The organism is Pseudomonas sp. CBS, assembly GCF_024734645.1.
In the GTDB taxonomy this organism is placed as follows: Bacteria; Pseudomonadota; Gammaproteobacteria; order Pseudomonadales; family Pseudomonadaceae; genus Aquipseudomonas.
The window spans coordinates 2,293,795-2,309,512 of sequence record NZ_CP102929.1 but is presented as its reverse complement, the minus strand read 5'-3'; the positions used below and the strand labels follow the sequence as shown (position 1 = coordinate 2,309,512).

Annotated in this window: 11 protein-coding genes and 4 tRNA genes; 5 read left to right on the top strand and 10 right to left on the bottom strand. The window is 62.2% G+C overall.

Features of this window, described 5'->3' with window-relative positions:
* Positions 1 to 30: 30 nt before the first annotated feature.
* Together NVB75_RS10195 and rdgC are read right to left on the bottom strand one after the other, a co-directional pair.
* The gene (locus tag NVB75_RS10195; protein WP_258347054.1) at positions 31 to 996 is read right to left on the bottom strand and encodes a bile acid:sodium symporter family protein; all 966 of its coding nucleotides are present in this window, start codon (positions 994 to 996) and stop codon (positions 31 to 33) included.
* Positions 997 to 1,151: 155 nt separating this feature from the next.
* Complete coding sequence (gene rdgC / locus NVB75_RS10190; protein ID WP_008430455.1) at positions 1,152 to 2,072, bottom strand: recombination-associated protein RdgC; 921 nt, start codon at positions 2,070 to 2,072, stop codon at positions 1,152 to 1,154.
* A 161-nt stretch (positions 2,073 to 2,233) separates the two neighbouring features.
* Here rdgC and NVB75_RS10185 point away from each other — a divergent pair.
* Positions 2,234 to 2,309 (top strand) — tRNA-Val (locus NVB75_RS10185).
* Between the two features lie 20 nt (positions 2,310 to 2,329).
* Positions 2,330 to 2,406: transfer RNA gene (locus NVB75_RS10180), tRNA-Asp, on the top strand.
* A 148-nt stretch (positions 2,407 to 2,554) separates the two neighbouring features.
* Here the strand turns inward: NVB75_RS10180 and NVB75_RS10175 are convergent.
* From NVB75_RS10175 to NVB75_RS10165, 3 genes are all read right to left on the bottom strand, one after another.
* A complete protein-coding gene (locus NVB75_RS10175) occupies positions 2,555 to 4,963 on the bottom strand; it encodes a TonB-dependent siderophore receptor (protein WP_258347053.1) in 2,409 nt (802 codons plus the stop codon).
* Positions 4,964 to 5,040: 77 nt separating this feature from the next.
* On the bottom strand, positions 5,041 to 6,021 hold the full coding sequence (locus tag NVB75_RS10170) for a FecR family protein (RefSeq protein WP_258347051.1): 981 nt from the start codon (positions 6,019 to 6,021) through the stop codon (positions 5,041 to 5,043).
* A 7-nt stretch (positions 6,022 to 6,028) separates the two neighbouring features.
* The gene (locus NVB75_RS10165) at positions 6,029 to 6,547 is read right to left on the bottom strand and encodes a sigma-70 family RNA polymerase sigma factor (RefSeq protein WP_258347050.1); all 519 of its coding nucleotides are present in this window, start codon (positions 6,545 to 6,547) and stop codon (positions 6,029 to 6,031) included.
* A 201-nt stretch (positions 6,548 to 6,748) separates the two neighbouring features.
* On the opposite strand from NVB75_RS10165, the gene NVB75_RS10160 reads away from it, so the two are divergent.
* Both NVB75_RS10160 and NVB75_RS10155 read left to right on the top strand, forming a co-directional pair.
* Positions 6,749 to 6,824, top strand: a tRNA-Val gene (locus tag NVB75_RS10160).
* A gap of 19 nt (positions 6,825 to 6,843) precedes the next feature.
* Positions 6,844 to 6,920, top strand: a tRNA-Asp gene (locus NVB75_RS10155).
* Between the two features lie 79 nt (positions 6,921 to 6,999).
* Here the strand turns inward: NVB75_RS10155 and NVB75_RS10150 are convergent.
* Complete coding sequence (locus NVB75_RS10150) at positions 7,000 to 8,514, bottom strand: MFS transporter (protein ID WP_258347049.1); 1,515 nt, start codon at positions 8,512 to 8,514, stop codon at positions 7,000 to 7,002.
* A gap of 105 nt (positions 8,515 to 8,619) precedes the next feature.
* On the opposite strand from NVB75_RS10150, the gene NVB75_RS10145 reads away from it, so the two are divergent.
* Positions 8,620 to 9,543, top strand: a complete 924-nt coding sequence (locus NVB75_RS10145) for a LysR family transcriptional regulator (RefSeq protein ID WP_258347048.1) — start codon at positions 8,620 to 8,622, stop codon at positions 9,541 to 9,543.
* Here NVB75_RS10145 and NVB75_RS10140 read toward each other — a convergent pair.
* From NVB75_RS10140 to kdpC, 4 genes are all read right to left on the bottom strand, one after another.
* Positions 9,503 to 10,195, bottom strand: a complete 693-nt coding sequence (locus tag NVB75_RS10140) for a response regulator (protein ID WP_010166411.1) — start codon at positions 10,193 to 10,195, stop codon at positions 9,503 to 9,505. The genes NVB75_RS10145 and NVB75_RS10140 overlap by 41 nt on opposite strands.
* Complete coding sequence (locus NVB75_RS10135) at positions 10,192 to 12,843, bottom strand: sensor histidine kinase KdpD (RefSeq protein ID WP_258347047.1); 2,652 nt, start codon at positions 12,841 to 12,843, stop codon at positions 10,192 to 10,194. Before NVB75_RS10135 ends, NVB75_RS10140 begins: the two co-directional genes overlap by 4 nt.
* Before the next feature lie 130 nt (positions 12,844 to 12,973).
* Positions 12,974 to 15,046, bottom strand: coding sequence for a potassium-transporting ATPase subunit KdpB (gene kdpB / locus NVB75_RS10130; RefSeq protein WP_258347046.1), 2,073 nt, complete (start codon positions 15,044 to 15,046; stop codon positions 12,974 to 12,976).
* Positions 15,047 to 15,057: 11 nt separating this feature from the next.
* Complete coding sequence (kdpC, locus tag NVB75_RS10125) at positions 15,058 to 15,717, bottom strand: K(+)-transporting ATPase subunit C (RefSeq protein ID WP_258347045.1); 660 nt, start codon at positions 15,715 to 15,717, stop codon at positions 15,058 to 15,060.
* Between the last annotated feature and the right edge of the window lies 1 nt (position 15,718).

Below are 15,718 nucleotides of genomic sequence, written 5' to 3'. Positions count from 1 at the left end.
CCGGTAGAGTGCCGAATATTGATCAGGTGATCAAGTTTCAGACTTGCTCGCCAACAGTTCGCGATCTTCCTTTTCGCTCATCCGCCGGAAGTACGTCGCCAACAACGCCCCGGAAATATTGTGCCAGACGCTGAACAGCGCGCTGGGCACCGCCGCCAGCGGCGAAAAATGCGCACTCGCCAGCGCGGCGCCCAGGCCGGAGTTCTGCATGCCCACTTCCAGCGACAGGGATTTGCGTTGCGCCAGCGGCAGGCCGAACACGCGGCCGGTGAAATAGCCCAGCAGAAAGCCAAAGGTGTTATGCAGGATCACCACCGCCATGATCAGCAGGCCCGACTCGGCGATTTTCGCCTGGCTGGCCGCCACCACGGCGGCGACGATTGCCACGATGCTGACCACCGACACCAGCGGCAATACCTCCACCGCGTGCCGTACCCGGGTACCCAGCAAGCGCTGCGCCAACACACCGAGCACGATCGGCAACAGCACCACTTGCAGGATCGACCAGAACAACTCCATGAACGACACCGGCAACCAGGCCGAGGCCAGCAGCCAGATCAGAGCCGGCGTCAGCAGCGGGGCGAGGAGGGTGGTGACGGCGGCGATGGCCACTGACAGCGCCAGGTCGCCCCGGGCCAGCCAGGTCATGACGTTGGAGGATGTACCGCTCGGGCAGCAGCCGACGAGGATCACGCCGACGGCAATTTCCGGCGGCAGGTGAAAGACCTGGCACAGCAGCCAGGCCACGCCGGGCATGATCACGAAGTGCGCGACCACACCCAATGCCACGCGCCACGGGTGGCGCGCGACTTCAGCGAAATCTTCAAGTTTGAGGGTCAGCCCCATGCCGAACATCACCAGGCCCAACAGCGGCACGATGGCGCCTTTCAGGCCGATAAACCAGGCGGGTTGCAGGAACGCAACCACGGCAAAAATCAGCACCCAGTAGGCGAAGGTATTGCCGACGAAACGGCTCAAGGCGGCGAGTGCGCGCATGGGGTTGGTCCTTGTTATTCGATTTTGGAAGTGCGCATGCGATCAAATGTGGGAGCGGGCTTGCTCGCGAATGCGGTGTGTCAGCCAGGAAGATATCAACTGAAAGGACGCTTTCGCGAGCAAGCCCGCTCCCACATTTTGATCTTCACAAGGCTTTAGATGCCTTGTGGGGTTTCTTCGCCACCCAGTGCTTCCACCAACGCCGGCAGGAAGTCGCCAAACGTCAGCATCATCAGGGTAAAGCTGGCGTCCTGCTGACCCAGTGCTTCGTCGCCGCCGTCCTGTTCCGCCTGATCCTGCAGCAGGTCTTCGAACTTCAGGCGCTTGACGGTCATTTTGTCGTCCAGCATGAAGGACAGCTTGTCCTGCCAGGCCAGGGACAATTGGGTCACGACTTTGCCGGTGGTCAGGTGCAGCTGGATCTCTTCGCCGGTCAGGTCCTGGCGTTTGCAGCGCACGATGCCGCCGTCTTCGTGGGTGTCGCGCAATTCGCATTCGTCGAGGACGAAGAAGTCATCGGCCGGTTTCTGGGTGGTGACCCAGTCGGTCATGATGGCGGTTGGCGCGGTTTTCACGGTCAGCGGACGTACCGGCAGGGTGCCGATCACTTCGCGCAGGGTGGACAGCAGGTCTTCGGCACGTTTCGGGCTGGCGGAGTTCACCAGGATCAGGCCCTGTTTCGGCGCGATGGCGGCGAAGGTCGACGAGCGACGGATGAACGCGCGCGGCAGGAAGGCCTGGATGATTTCATCCTTGATCTGGTCGCGTTCCTTTTTGTAGACCTTGCGCATTTGCTCGGCTTCGATCTCTTCGACCTTTTCCTTCACCGCATCACGCACCACGCTACCCGGCAGGATACGTTCTTCCTTGCGCGCAGCGATCAGCAGGAAATCACCGCTGACGTGCACCAGTGGCGCGTCTTCGCCTTTACCGAAAGGGGCGACGAAACCGTAAGTGGTCAACTCCTGGCTTGCACAAGGGCGCGCCAGTTTGGTGGCCAGTGCAGTTTCCAACGCCTCGGCATCAACAGGCAGATCTTGGGTCAGGCGATAGATAAGCAGGTTTTTGAACCACATGGGGTGAGTCTCTCCTTATATACAAAGGGGGGCATTATTCTCCTCATGGCGTCATAGGCCAACCCTCGCTAAGCCATTGGAAGGCCTGAAAAAAATTATTTAAGAAAGTGCTTGCCAGACCATGGGTCGCTCCGTAGAATGCGCGCCACACCGAAAGTGAAGGGTGATTAGCTCAGCTGGGAGAGCGTCTGCCTTACAAGCAGAATGTCGGCGGTTCGATCCCGTCATCACCCACCATTCGCTTTTTAGTGTTACGCGCAGCGGTAGTTCAGTCGGTTAGAATACCGGCCTGTCACGCCGGGGGTCGCGGGTTCGAGTCCCGTCCGCTGCGCCATATTCGGTCACCTGGAACGCTGAACGCCAGGTACCACAGGAAGCCCGCTCATTGAGCGGGCTTTTTGCTGTCTGGGGTTTGCAAGAAACCGCCGGTCTAAAAAACGCCCCCGATCATGTGCCGTGATCGGGGGCGTTTTTTATGGGGTTTAGAAATCCCAGCGGGTACTGACCATTACGTTGCGAGGGTCGCCGTAGTACGACGAGTTATAGAAGCCGATGTTGGTGTAATACGACTTGTCGAACACGTTGTTGACGTTGATGGTCGCCGACACGCTGTCGGTGATCTGATAACGGGCCATCAGGTCCACCAGCCAGTAGGGATCCTGGGCAAATTTTTCTTGAGCGCCGCCCTTGGCCCAGTTGCTCAGTACCTGCCAGCCTTGACCCTGCCAACGCGCGCCGCCGCCGAGGGTGAGTTTGTCGAGGCTGCCGGTCAGCTTGTAGCTGGTATAGAGATTTACCTGATCTTCCGGCTCCCAGGTCGACACCTTCTTGCCGCTCTCATCACGGGCGATCTTGTGGGTGTAGCCTGCCTGCAACTGCCAGCCGGGTGCCAGTTCGCCAGAGATTTCCGCCTCATAACCCTTGGTTTTCGAAGTGATCGGCTTATAGGCGTAGTCGCGAGCGGGGTTGGTTGGGTTGGCGTTGTACTCCGTATCTTCCTCGGGGCGGTTTTCTTCGTGAACCTCGAAGTAGGCGATGCTGGAATTCAGGCGTCCTTCGAAGAATTCACCCTTGAGCCCCACTTCATAGTTTTTGCCTTCATCCGGCTCCAGCAATTTGTTGTTGCGATCACGGTTGAACGACTGCGGCAGAAAAATTTCCGTGTAACTGGCGTAGGCCGACACGTTGTCGTTGAGGTCGTATACCAGGCCCGCATAGGGCAAGACCTTGCCGCTTTTTTTCGTATCGCTGGTGCCGGTGACCTGGAAGTCTGCAACGCGCGTGCCCAGCAGCAGCGACAGATCGTCCGTGAGGCTGAAGCGAGCGGTCATGTAGCTGCCGGTCTGACGGGTGATTTCATCGTTTTTGTTGGTGACTTCGCCCCAGTCCGGCTTCGGGATGTCGCCGTTCCAGTTGTAATAGTCGAAGTTATTGTTGGGCAGGCTGGCGTTGGTGTAGTCCTTGCCTTTCCAGTGGGAGCGGGAAACCGAGGTGCCGACCACCAACTGGTGTTCTCGGCCAAACAGATCGAAGGGGCCGGAGGTGTAAAGGTCGGCGCTGTCGCTGACGGTTTCACCTGTGTATTTGCGCGCCAGCACTGAGGGCAAACCTGGGCTCACGAAGCCCAGGGGGGCGTTGTAACCGTTGATTTGATGGTTGTACTGACCTTTGGCGACCCAGCCATTTTCGAAGCTGTGTTCAAGGGTGGCAAAGGCGGTGCGCGTGTACTGCTGCCAACTGCTCCACCGTGGCCCGTTGTTGAATGAGCGCTTGGAGCCAATGCGATTGCCGGATTCGTCATACAGCGAGGCGCTGCCGGTCCAGCTTGAGCCTTTGGGGTCATTATCCTGATAGTCCGCGCCCACGGTCAGCAGGGTATCCGGCGACAGGTCCGCCTCCAGGATGCCGTAGTAGACGCTGGTTTTGCGTTGGTAATGGTCCATGAAGGAATGTTTGTCTTGATAGGCCGCCACGGCCCGGCCGCGAATGTTCCCGGTTTCGGTCAAGGGGCCGCTGACGTCAACTTCCGATCGGTAGTTGTCCCAGGAGCCGGCGCCAAGGTCGATATGGCCCTTGAATTCCTGGGTAGGTTTTTTGCGGATCATGTTGATGGTGCCACCAGGGCCACCGGCGCCAGTGAGCAGGCCGGTGGCGCCCTTGAGGATTTCTACCCGGTCATAGATCACCATGTCGGTGAGGGTATGGCCGGACGAATACTGCGGGTCTTGCAGGATAGGAATACCGTCGTACTGGAAGTTGCGAATCGCGAAGCCACGGGAGTAATAGCTGGTACGGTCGCTGTCATACGTTGCCACGGTGATGCCCGGGGTATGGCGCATCACGTCGTCGATGGAGTTTAGGCCAAAGTCATCCATGGCCTGGCGGGTGACCACCGAGATCGATTGCGGAGTTTCCCGTGGCGTCAGCACCAGGCGGGTAGCGGTGGCGATGGTGCCGGGGGTATAAGAGCCGGAGCCTTCGGTAATGGTGCCGAGTTGGTTGGCGCTGATCTGCGTCGCCCCCAGCTCCACGGCGCCAGTGGGTGTAGGGTTGGCTTCCAGTGCGTAGACCTGATCACCTTTGACTGCCCGATAACCACTGCCACGCAGCAGCTTTTCAAACCCGGCCTCTACGCTATAAGTGCCTTTGAGTCCCGGGCCCGCGAGCCCCTGCAGGTTCTGGGACTGGAACACAATGGCCACACCCGCTTGCTGGGCAAACTGGTTAAGTGTTGCGCCCAGCGGCCCTGCAGGTATGTCGTAGGCTTGGGCGGCAACGTTTACCGTGTCGGCCTGTGCCACGTGGATATTCAACAACGTCGTCGCGAGCAGTGTGAGGGTCAGCGGCGCGCTGCTCAGCAGGCGTCTGCGGGGTTTGGAAGGGAGCGGCATGACGATGGCAGTCCTTTAGTTATCGATATACCTTCCTTGACGGGTAGCTTTAAACAAAGCGGAAACAATTTGGTTAATTATTTTTTGTTCTCGGTATCCGGGCTGACGATCATCAGCCACGGCGTAAAGGTTTTCAGGGTGATCGGCAGGGTTTGAGCCAGCATCTGCAAAGTGCGGTCGGTGTCATCCAGTGGAAGCACGGCCGAGACCTTTAGATTCGCCAGCGCAGCTCGATCGAATTGCAAGCGGCCCGAACGGTGCCGGGCGATCTCATCCAGCACTTCCGGCAACGGTCGGTTATCCACCACCAGTTGATGGCGGCGCCAGGCCCCATTGATGCTCGCCGTATCGATACTGCCGGAGAGGCGCACGGCATCCTTGCTGAGCCGCGCCTGCGAGCCTGCGTCCACTTCCAGCGTCTGCTGGCCATTCGCGCTTTGGGCGGCAACGCGGGATTCGAGCATGCTCAGCACAGTGACGTCATCTTCGCGCCGGACCACAAACCGCGTACCCAACGCACGCAGGGTGCCCTGGGCCGTCTGCACCACAAACGGACGGTCGCCGTCGTGGGCCACTTCCACCAGGATCTCGCCTTGCAGCAGTTCAATGCGCCGCTGCCGGCTGTCGAAATACAGGTTCGCCGCACTGATGCCGTTCAAGGTCAGTGTGGAACCGTCCGCCAGGCGCAGGGTTTTCCATTCGCCGGGGCCGTTGTGCACATCGGCCATCCACTGTTGCGGGTAAGGGCTGTAGAGCAGAGCGGAGGCGGGAAGGGCCAGGCTGCAGGCCAATACCAGCGCGCGGACGTAATTCTTGCGGGCTTTCCCCTGCCGAGGAAAGGCCGCACTCAAGGCCGCCCGGGCCGGTGCTTTTCGCCCACGCAGGGCCTGCACTCGCGCAATCACGTCTTCCATGCGCGCCGCTGAAGCCGCGTGTTGCGGGCTTTGCTGCTTCCAGCGCTCGAACGCCTGCCGCTGGGCCTCGGTCAATTCGCCTTCGTGCAGACGAATCATCCATTCGGCGGCTTGTTCGTCGATCTGTTGGCGGGAGGCGGGCATGTGCGGTTCAGATATCCACGCTGTGGCTGCAATGCAGCAGGGCCTGGATCAAATACTTGCGTACCGTACGCTCCGACAATTTCAGCTGACGGGCGATTTGCTGCTGGGTCAGGTCTTCGAGGTAATACAGCACGAACGCCTGACGCACATTGTCGTGCATGCCTTCAAGAATGAAGGCGATGTGCTCAAGGGCTTCCAGGGTAGTGTGGATCTGTTCCGGCGACTGAAAGCCTTCCAGGGTTTCCACCGTCAGCATCAGTTCCTGAAGGTAGGCATGCTCAATTTGCCTGCGCCGGGCCTGGTCGATGATCAGCCGTCTGGCGGTGGTGCTCAAATAGGCGCGGGGCTCGCGGATGCCGGTCACTGACTCCCGTGCGTGCAGAATCCGTGCAAAGGTGTCCTGCGCCACGTCGGCGGCGTTGTGGGTACAGCCCAGTTTTCGGCGCAACCAAGTGAACAGCCAGCCGTGATGCTCGCTGTACAGCTCGGTAATCTCCCGTTGGAACGGCGGTTCACCCACAGACATAAGGCGCGACTCAGGTGTTATTGAGAATAATTGTTAATTGTGGGGCCAAGGCTTGTGCAAACGCAATAGACTCTCGTTTGCGCCCAAAACGCCGGTTTTGCGGGGTTTGCAGGGTCGAAGGCAAAATATTTTGAATAAATTGCATTTAAATCATGACATTACGGAAAAATGCTATAGAATGCGCCCCACACCGAAAGTGAAGGGTGATTAGCTCAGCTGGGAGAGCGTCTGCCTTACAAGCAGAATGTCGGCGGTTCGATCCCGTCATCACCCACCATTCGCTTTATGTGTTACGCGCAGCGGTAGTTCAGTCGGTTAGAATACCGGCCTGTCACGCCGGGGGTCGCGGGTTCGAGTCCCGTCCGCTGCGCCATATTCGGTCACCTGGAACGCTGAACGCCAGGTACCACGGAAAGCCCGCTCATTGAGCGGGCTTTTTTTGTGCCTGGGATTCAGCTCAGCGAGTGAATGCCGGGTTCGGTTTGTACGGGCGCAATGCTGTTTCGCCCCATGAAGGCCATGACCACCAACGCCGTCAGCACGGTGAATCCCGCGAGCAGTTGCAGCAACGTATTGAACGCCGCGATGTAGGCGCTGCGCAGTGCTTCCAGCGGGAGGGCGGCCGAGGCCAGTTGCACGTTGCCCATGACCAGGCCTTGGGCAATCACTGAAACGTCGGCCCCTGCGCGCCCCTTCAGGTGATGCGCCACCAATGCCCCCAACACAGCCATCGTAATCGCCAGCGCCACGCCTTCACTGGCCACGCGGGTGGTATTGAAAATCCCCGCCGCCATTCCCGCACGCTCCTTGGGCACCACGCTGATCGCCAAACCATCCATCAAGCCCCACGGCAGCCCGGTGCCGATTCCGATGACCAGCATCGCAGCGACAGTCTGCCCAGGCTGGTCGGCCAGGCTTAATCCCCACAGGCCCAACGCCGCGATCAGCAAGCCAATGGCACACAACACACCCGCCGGCAGCCAGCGGGTCAGCGACGCGGCGATCATCGGCACCACCAGCATCGGTGCTGATAGCGCGAGCATCATCAAACCCGCGTCCAGCGCGCTGGCGCCTTCCACACCGATAAACCGCAGGGGCAGCAACACGATCAGCACGATGTAGCAGTAACAGGTACCGATCGGCAGGAGCTGCACGCCAATAAAACGCGGGAAGCGAAACAGCCGCAGCTCCAGCATCGGTTGGCTTGAGCGGTTTTCGACGAGGATAAACACCAGCAAAAACACTGCCGCTGCGATCAGCAGGGCATCAACCAGCGGCGATGACCAGCCGTGCTCCGGGGCGAGGATCACCGCCGTGGTCAGGGCAACCAGCATGGCCGAGAACGTCAGCACGCCCGGGGTGTCCAGCCGCAGCGCTTGCGGGTCGCGGCTTTCGCGCATTTTGGGCGCGGCAAACAGCAGCGAAATACCGGCCAACAGCGCGGTGCCGAGAAAAATCGAGCGCCAGCCCCAGTGCTCGATCAGCACCCCCGACAGCAATGGCCCAAACGCCAGGCCTGCACCAAACGTAGTGCCCAGCAAGCTGAAGGCGCGGGTGCGGGCATGGCCGTCAAACTCCTGGGCCAGCGCCGCACAGCCACTGGCCAGTGCCGTAGCTGCCGCGACGCCCTGGACGCCACGCAATACATCCAGCCAGAAAATCCCCGGTGCCACTGCCAGCAGCAGGGAGACCAGGGTAAACAGCGCCATGCCACACAAGAACAGACGCTTTCTCCCATACAGGTCGGCGAGGGTGCCGGCGGCCATCAACAGGCTGCCGAAACTCAGCATGAACGCGTTGGTGATCCACGCCAGCTGGCTGGGCTGGGCAGCGAATGCCTGGCCGATAAAAGGCGTGGCGACAGCACCGCCGGTGAAGCTCATGGGCAATACCAGGGCGGCCAGGCAAATCGCGGCCAGGATGGAATATCGGCCATGGGCGGCCACAGATTCGGTTGTAGTGTTCATAGGGGCATTCCCGTGAGTCTGAAGACTAAAAGACTCTAATCAGGATGCAATCACGGATAAACGGGCTTACATTCCGTTCATAGAGGACTAGATGGATGCAATGACGTGACCGATAACCTGAGCGGTGTGATCGCCTTCGTGAAAACGGCAGAGGCCCTGAGCTTCACCGGCGCGGCCCGGGCAATGGGGATTTCCGCGTCGGCGGTGGGCAAGAATGTCGCCAAGCTTGAGGCTTCACTGAATGTACGGCTGTTGCACCGCAGCACGCGCAAGGTCAGCCTCACCGCCGAAGGCCAACTGTTCTACGAGCGCAGTCGGAAAATTCTCGACGACCTGCAAGACGCCCGCGCCATGCTTTCCCATGCGATGCAGGCGCCTCGGGGCAAGCTGCGGGTCAGCCTGCCCACCATCGGCTATCGCTTCCTCTTTCCCCACATGATGGCGTTCCGCAAAGCCTACCCGGAGATCGAGCTGGAGCTGGATTTCAACGACCACTTGGTGGACGTGATCGAAGAGGGCTTCGACGTGGTCATCCGCAGCGGCGGCCTGGCGGATTCGACCCTGATGGCCCGCAAACTGGGACCGTTCAGGTTTGTGCTGTGCGCATCACCCGAGTACCTGCGGGCCAACGGTCGGCCAGAGTCCCTGAGCGATTTGGAGCATCACCCGTGTTTGCGTTACCGCTTCGCCACCACCGGGAAAATCATGGACTGGACCTTATCCGCCAACCCGGCCATTACCCAGTTGCGCCTGCCCACCGCCCTGACCTTGAACAACATGGAAGCCATGCTCCGCGCCGCGGTGGATGGCCATGGCATTGCCTACGTGCCGGACTTCCTGGCCCGGGAAGCACTCGCCCAAGGCCAGCTGGAAACCGTACTCGACGGCCACTCCGACGACCAGGGTCAGTTCTGGGCCCTGTGGCCGTCCAGCCGGCACCTCTCGCCGAAGATCCGGGTGTTTGTCGATTTCGCCGCCGCGCACCTGTTCACAAACCCACCAGTCGGTAGCCCACCTGCAACTCGGTAATGAAGTACTGCGGCTGGGCTGGGTCGGCCTCCAGCTTCTGCCGCAGATGCGCCATATGCACCCGCAGATAGTGGGCGCGGTCTACGTAGTCCAGGCCCCACACTTCCAGCAATAACTGCCGATGGGTGAGCACCCGGCTCTGCCCGCGAATCATCGCGCACAGCAGGCGGTATTCGATGGGTGTCAGGTGCACCGGCAGGCCTTGGCGCCACACTTCATGGGTCGCCAGGTCCACCTCAATCTCGCCAAACGCCACCTTGCTGGTGGCCGCCACGGTGCCGGTTTGCCCGTGCCGACGCAGTTGCGCACGGATGCGCGCGAGCAACTCGGGCACGCCGAAGGGCTTGGTCAGGTAGTCATCGGCACCGGCATCCAGGGCGGCGACTTTTTCCTCTTCGCGATCCCGTGCCGACAACACCAGGATCGGCACCGCCAGCCATCCCCGCAGTTCGCTGATCAACTGTTTGCCGTCGCCGTCCGGCAGGCCGAGGTCGACGATCACCAGGTCTGGCTGGCGACTGGACGCGTGGATCAGCGCGCGCTTGACGCTGTCGGCCTCGAACACCTGGAAGCCCTCGTCCTGCAGGGCGATGCCGACAAAACGGCGGATATTGGCCTCGTCTTCAACAATCAGAATGCGTGCAGTGCTCATAGGGCGTCCATTGAGGGCGGGGTGCCCGCCGGTAAAGTGATGACGAAATGCATGCCGCACTCGCGGCCGGGTTTGGCTTCGATGCGCCCGCCGTGGGCTTCGACGATGCGTTTGGCCAGGGCCAGCCCCAGGCCGATCCCGGCGACCGAGGACTCCTGCTGGCCACGGGCAAACGGTTCGAACAGATTGGCCGGCGCGCTGCCCGGGCCGGTGTCGCTGACTTCCAGCAGGATGTTGTCCGAAACGGCGCGGGCGGCCACGGTAATGACCGTGCCCGGCGGGGTGTACTTGGCGGCGTTATCCAGCAGGTTGACCAACACCCGTTCGATCAACAGCGCGTCGACTTCCACCAGCGGTAATTGCGGGTCCAGCGTCGTATTCACCACATGCCGGGCTAGTGGTTCGCGCAATTGGCGCAGGGCGCTGCCGACGATCTCTTCCAGCAAATGCCATTGCCGGTTGAGCCGCACGCCGCGCTCCTGCATGCGGGCCATGTCCAGCAGGTTTTCGATCAGGCGTTGCATCGAGGTCGCCTGCTCATGAATACCGTGCAGCAACTCGGTCAGCGGGCCCGGCGGCGCATGGGGCAGGGCGGTGTCGGCGGCGCCGATCAGGGTGGTCAAGGGCGTGCGCAAGTCGTGGGAAATCGCCGCGAGCAAGGTGTTGCGCATCTTCTCGCCTTCCATCTGCACCAACGTGCTTTGCGCCACTTCAACGAAGTGCACGCGCTCCAGGGCAATTGCCAGCTGGCTCATGCAGGCTTCCAGCAGGCGGCGTTCTTCGGGCTCGTTGAGGCGTTCGCTTTGCGCCAGTTCCAGCACCAGCACGCCGCGCACGCGCATCGGTGCCTTGAGCGGCAGATAGCACCCCTTGGCGGCGGACAAGGTGTCGGTGCCCTGGCCGGCGGACTGGCCGTGGTCGTAGGTCCATTGGGCGATGCTGTCGTCGATCGGCAGCCCACCTGCGCCCACGCTGTGCACGCCGTCGGCGGCGTCCGGCAAGGCCAGGCCGACCCGTGCCTCGAACACGCCGCTGAAGGTGCGCAGCGCCACTTCACTGATCTGCTCCACGGTCAACGCGGCCGACAGGTCCCGGGCCAGGCGTGCCAGAGATGTGGCGCGGCGTTCTCGCGCGGCGGCGGTGCGCGCTTCGTGGCGCAGGCGCGCGGTGAGTTGCCCGGTGATCAGGGCGATGCCGAGCATCAACGCGAAGGTGAAGAAATACTGGGTGTCGTTGACGGTAAACGAGTAGCGCGGCTGGACGAAAAAGAAGTCGAAACACAGCACCGCCAGCATCGCCGCCCACACGCCGGGGCCGCGTCCAAACCGCAGGGCCACCAGCACCACCGTGAGCAGGAACAGCATCACCACGTTGGCCAGGTCGAACACCTGCAGTAGCAGCGCGGCGATGGCGCTGGCGGTGAAACAGGCGAGGGTGGCCCAGAGGTAGGCGAGCTTCCGGCCGGGGGCGGGCGCGGATTTTTCAATGACCGGGACAGTGCCCGGCAGTACGCCATGGGCGATCACGATCTGGTCGATCTGCGGATGGTGCCGGCTGATCCGGTCGCCCACCGACTGGTGCCAGAACCGCCATGCCCGGCGCGGGTGATGGCCGAGTACCAGGCGATTGGCGTTGTGTTCCCGGGCGCAGGCGGCCAGTGCTTCGGCGACGTCCATGCCCGGCAGCGTAGCGGTGTCGGCGCCGAATTCGCTGGCCAGGGCCAGGGTTTTCATCGCCGTAAGATAACGCTTGGCACCGCGACCCTGGGCGGAGGCGACGTGCACCACGATCCAGTCCGCCTCGAGCTTTTGCGCCAGGCGCGCGGCTTCACGCACCAGTCGCTCATCGCCGGCGTCACCGGCCACGCCTACCAGTAATCGCTCGCGGGCGGGCCACAGGGTCTTGATCGACTGTTCGCGGCGGTACACGCGCATCTGCGTGTCGACCCGGTCGGCGGTGCGGCGCAGGGCCAGTTCCCGCAGGGCCAACAGGTTGCCCTTGCGGAAAAAGTGCCGCGAAGCGCGCTCGGCTTGGGGGCCCAGGTACACCTTGCCGTCCTTCAAGCGTTGCAGCAGATCATCCGGCGGCAGGTCGACGACGACCACTTCGTGGGCGTTGTCGAACACATGGTCCGGTACGGTTTCCCGCACGCGAATGCCGATGATCCCACTCACCAGATCGTTAAGGCTTTCCAGGTGCTGGACGTTGAGGGTGGTCCACACATCGATACCGGCGCTGAGCAGTTCCTCCACGTCTTGCCAGCGTTTCGGGTGGCGTGAGCCGGGCACGTTGCTGTGGGCCAGTTCATCCACCAGCACCACGGCGGGATGGCGTTGCAGGGCGGCGTCGAGGTCGAATTCGGTGAGGGCAAAGTCGCGGTGCACACGGTGGGCGCGGGGCAGTTGTTCGAGGCCGTTGAGGAGGTCGGCGGTTTCCTGGCGGCCGTGGGTTTCCACTACGCCGGCAAGAACGTCGCGGCCCAGGCTGACTTCCCGTTGCGCCGCGTCAAGCATGGCGCAGGTCTTGCCCACCCCGGCGTTGGAGCCGAAGTAGATACGTAGTTTGCCGCGCAAGGCGGCCTGTTCTTCCTGCTGGACCCGGGCGAGGAGGGCGTCGGGGTCGGGGCGTTCTTCGTTTGATGCGGGCATGTCATTCCTCAAATGGACTGTAGGAGCGAGCTTGCTCGCGAAAAACCGGAGAGCGCCGTTGGGTGTCAGGTTTCCCGCGTTATCGTTGACGCCCTTCGTGAGCAAGCTCGCTCCTACAGTGGGTGGGGTGCTACACGAGACCCAGCCCGGTCAGCACCATGTCAATCAGCTTGATCCCGGCAAACGGCACCAGCACCCCGCCCAGGCCATAGATCAGCAGGTTGCGATTGAGCAATGCCGCCGCGCCAATCGCCCGGTACGTCACGCCGCGCAGGGCCAGCGGAATCAGCGCCACGATGATCAACGCGTTGAAAATCACCGCGCTGAGAATCGCCGAGTTGGGGCTGGTCAGGTGCATCACGTTCAGCGCGCCGAGCTGCGGATAGGTCGCGACAAACGCCGCCGGGATGATCGCGAAATACTTCGCCACGTCGTTCGCCACGCTGAAGGTGGTGAGCGCGCCGCGAGTCATCAGCATTTGTTTGCCCACCTCGACCACTTCGATCAGCTTGGTCGGGTTGCTGTCGAGGTCGACCATGTTGCCGGCCTCTTTCGCCGCCTGGGTGCCGCTGTTCATCGCCACCGCCACGTCGGCCTGGGCCAATGCCGGGGCGTCGTTGGTGCCGTCGCCGGTCATGGCCACAAGCTTGCCCTGGGCCTGGTAGTCGCGGATCAGTTGCAGCTTGTCTTCCGGGCGCGCCTCGGCGAGGAAGTCATCCACGCCGGCTTCCACGGCAATCGCGGCGGCGGTCAGGCGGTTGTCGCCGGTGATCATCACGGTCTTGATACCCATGCGCCGCAGTTCGGCGAAGCGCTCCTTGATGCCGCCCTTGACCACGTCCTTTAGCTCTACCACGCCGAGTGCTTTTGAACCGTCGGACACCACCAGCGGGGTGCTGCCGCGTCGCGACACTTCGTCGACCTTGGCCTGCAAGGCTGCCGGAAAACTCCCGCCCAACGCTTCGATATGACTGCGGATGGCATCCGCCGCGCCCTTGCGAATACCACGGCCTTCGGGCAGGTCGACGCCGCTCATGCGGGTCTGTGCAGTGAAGTGCACAAAGCTTGCGCCAAGGGCGTTGATGTCCCGCGCACGGATGTCGAACTTCTGCTTGGCCAGCACCACAATGCTGCGGCCTTCCGGGGTTTCGTCGGCCAGGGACGCAAGTTGCGCTGCATCGGCCAACTCGGCTTCCTTGACCCCTGGTGCCGGCAGGAAGCTGCTGGCCTGGCGGTTGCCCAGGGTGATGGTGCCGGTCTTGTCCAGCAGCAACACGTCGATGTCACCCGCCGCCTCTACCGCACGACCAGAGGTGGCGATCACATTGGCCGACATCATGCGGCTCATGCCCGCCACGCCGATGGCCGAGAGCAGGCCGCCGATAGTGGTGGGGATCAGGCACACCAGCAACGCCACCAATACCGTGGCGCTGACCACGCTGCCGCTGCCGCTCATGGCCACGGCGAAGATCGAGTACGGGCTCAGCGTGGCGATCACCAGCAGGAACAACAGCGTCAGGCCCACCAGCAAAATCGTCAGGGCGACTTCGTTGGGCGTTTTCTGACGCTTGGCGGATTCGACCATCGAGATCATGCGGTCGAGGAACGACTCACCCGGGTTGACGCTGATGCGCACCACCAGCCAGTCCGACAACACCCGCGTGCCGCCGGTGACCGAGGAAAAGTCGCCGCCGGCTTCACGTATTACCGGTGCCGATTCGCCGGTGATTGCGCTTTCATCCACCGAGGCCACGCCTTCGATCACTACGCCATCGAGCGGCACCAGGTCGCCGGCTTCGATCAGCACCACCTGGTCCTTGCGCAACAGCGTCGCTTCGGTCGGCAGCCACGCCGCGCCGTGCTTGGGTTGCTGCAGCAGCTTGGCCAGGGTCTGGCGTTTCATCCCCCGCAGGCTGGCGGCCTGGGCGCGGCTGCGACCCTCGGCCAGGGCCTCGGCGAAGTTGGCGAACAGCACGGTGAACCACAGCCACAAGCTGATGCTCAGGATAAACCCGCTGGGGGCTTCACCCTGGCCGCCGAGGGACTGGAACCACAGCAGCGTGGTGAGGAGGCTGCCCAGGTACACCACGAACATCACCGGGTTTTTCCACTGCGCCTGGGGCAGCAGTTTCTTGAACGCGTCCCCGCAGGCGGTGAGCACGATGGCGCGGTCAAACAGAGGTAAACGAGCATTCTTGATCATGGGGGAATCTCTTACTCACTGGCCGCAATGGGGGGCTGGCGCGAAGGCAGGCGGGCGTCCAGCGCGAGGTTGAGTTGCAGCACATTGACTCGTGGTTCGCCGAGCAAACCGAGGGTGCGGGCGGCGGTGTTTTCGTTCACCAGTTGCAGCAGTTCGGCTTCGGGGATCTGCCGCTGGCGGGCGACCCGGGCCAGCTGGATGCGCGCGTTAGCCACGGAGATATGCGGGTCCAGACCGGAGGCGGAAGCGGTGACCGCATCCACCGGCACCTGGGCGTCGGCGGCGAGGCCGTTGTCCTGGCGGTAGGCTTTAACTCGGGCTGCGACCTGGTCGACCAGTTTCTGGCTGGTAGGGCCCAGGTTGCTGGCGCCGCTGGAGCCAGCGTTGTAAGGCTGCGACACGCTTTTGCTCGGGTCTTGCGGGTCTGCGCCTAGGGTCATGCTCGGGCGGCCGTGGAAGTAGCCGGGCTTGGTGAAGTCCTGGCCGATCAACGCCGAGCCGATCACTAAACCGTCGCGTTCAATCAGCGAACCCTGGGCCTGGAACGGGAACAGCAACTGCGCGGCAAAGGTGGTGAAAATCGGGTAGGCGAGGCCGGTCAGCGCCATGAAAAACACTGCCGAAACCAGCACCGGGCGCAACAGCCCTTTGAATATCGATTGAGTCGTCATC

Bases quoted from the DNA above. Each gene is read 5' to 3' on its own strand.
- NVB75_RS10195 (WP_258347054.1), bottom strand. From the start codon at position 996: ATGCGCGCACTCGCCGCCTTGAGCCGTTTCGTCGGCAATACCTTCGCC.
- rdgC (WP_008430455.1), bottom strand. From the start codon at position 2,072: ATGTGGTTCAAAAACCTGCTTATCTATCGCCTGACCCAAGATCTGCCT.
- NVB75_RS10175 (WP_258347053.1), bottom strand. From the start codon at position 4,963: ATGCCGCTCCCTTCCAAACCCCGCAGACGCCTGCTGAGCAGCGCGCCG.
- NVB75_RS10170 (WP_258347051.1), bottom strand. From the start codon at position 6,021: ATGCCCGCCTCCCGCCAACAGATCGACGAACAAGCCGCCGAATGGATG.
- NVB75_RS10165 (WP_258347050.1), bottom strand. From the start codon at position 6,547: ATGTCTGTGGGTGAACCGCCGTTCCAACGGGAGATTACCGAGCTGTAC.
- NVB75_RS10150 (WP_258347049.1), bottom strand. From the start codon at position 8,514: ATGAACACTACAACCGAATCTGTGGCCGCCCATGGCCGATATTCCATC.
- NVB75_RS10140 (WP_010166411.1), bottom strand. From the start codon at position 10,195: ATGAGCACTGCACGCATTCTGATTGTTGAAGACGAGGCCAATATCCGC.
- NVB75_RS10135 (WP_258347047.1), bottom strand. From the start codon at position 12,843: ATGCCCGCATCAAACGAAGAACGCCCCGACCCCGACGCCCTCCTCGCC.
- kdpB (WP_258347046.1), bottom strand. From the start codon at position 15,046: ATGATCAAGAATGCTCGTTTACCTCTGTTTGACCGCGCCATCGTGCTC.
- kdpC (WP_258347045.1), bottom strand. From the start codon at position 15,717: ATGACGACTCAATCGATATTCAAAGGGCTGTTGCGCCCGGTGCTGGTT.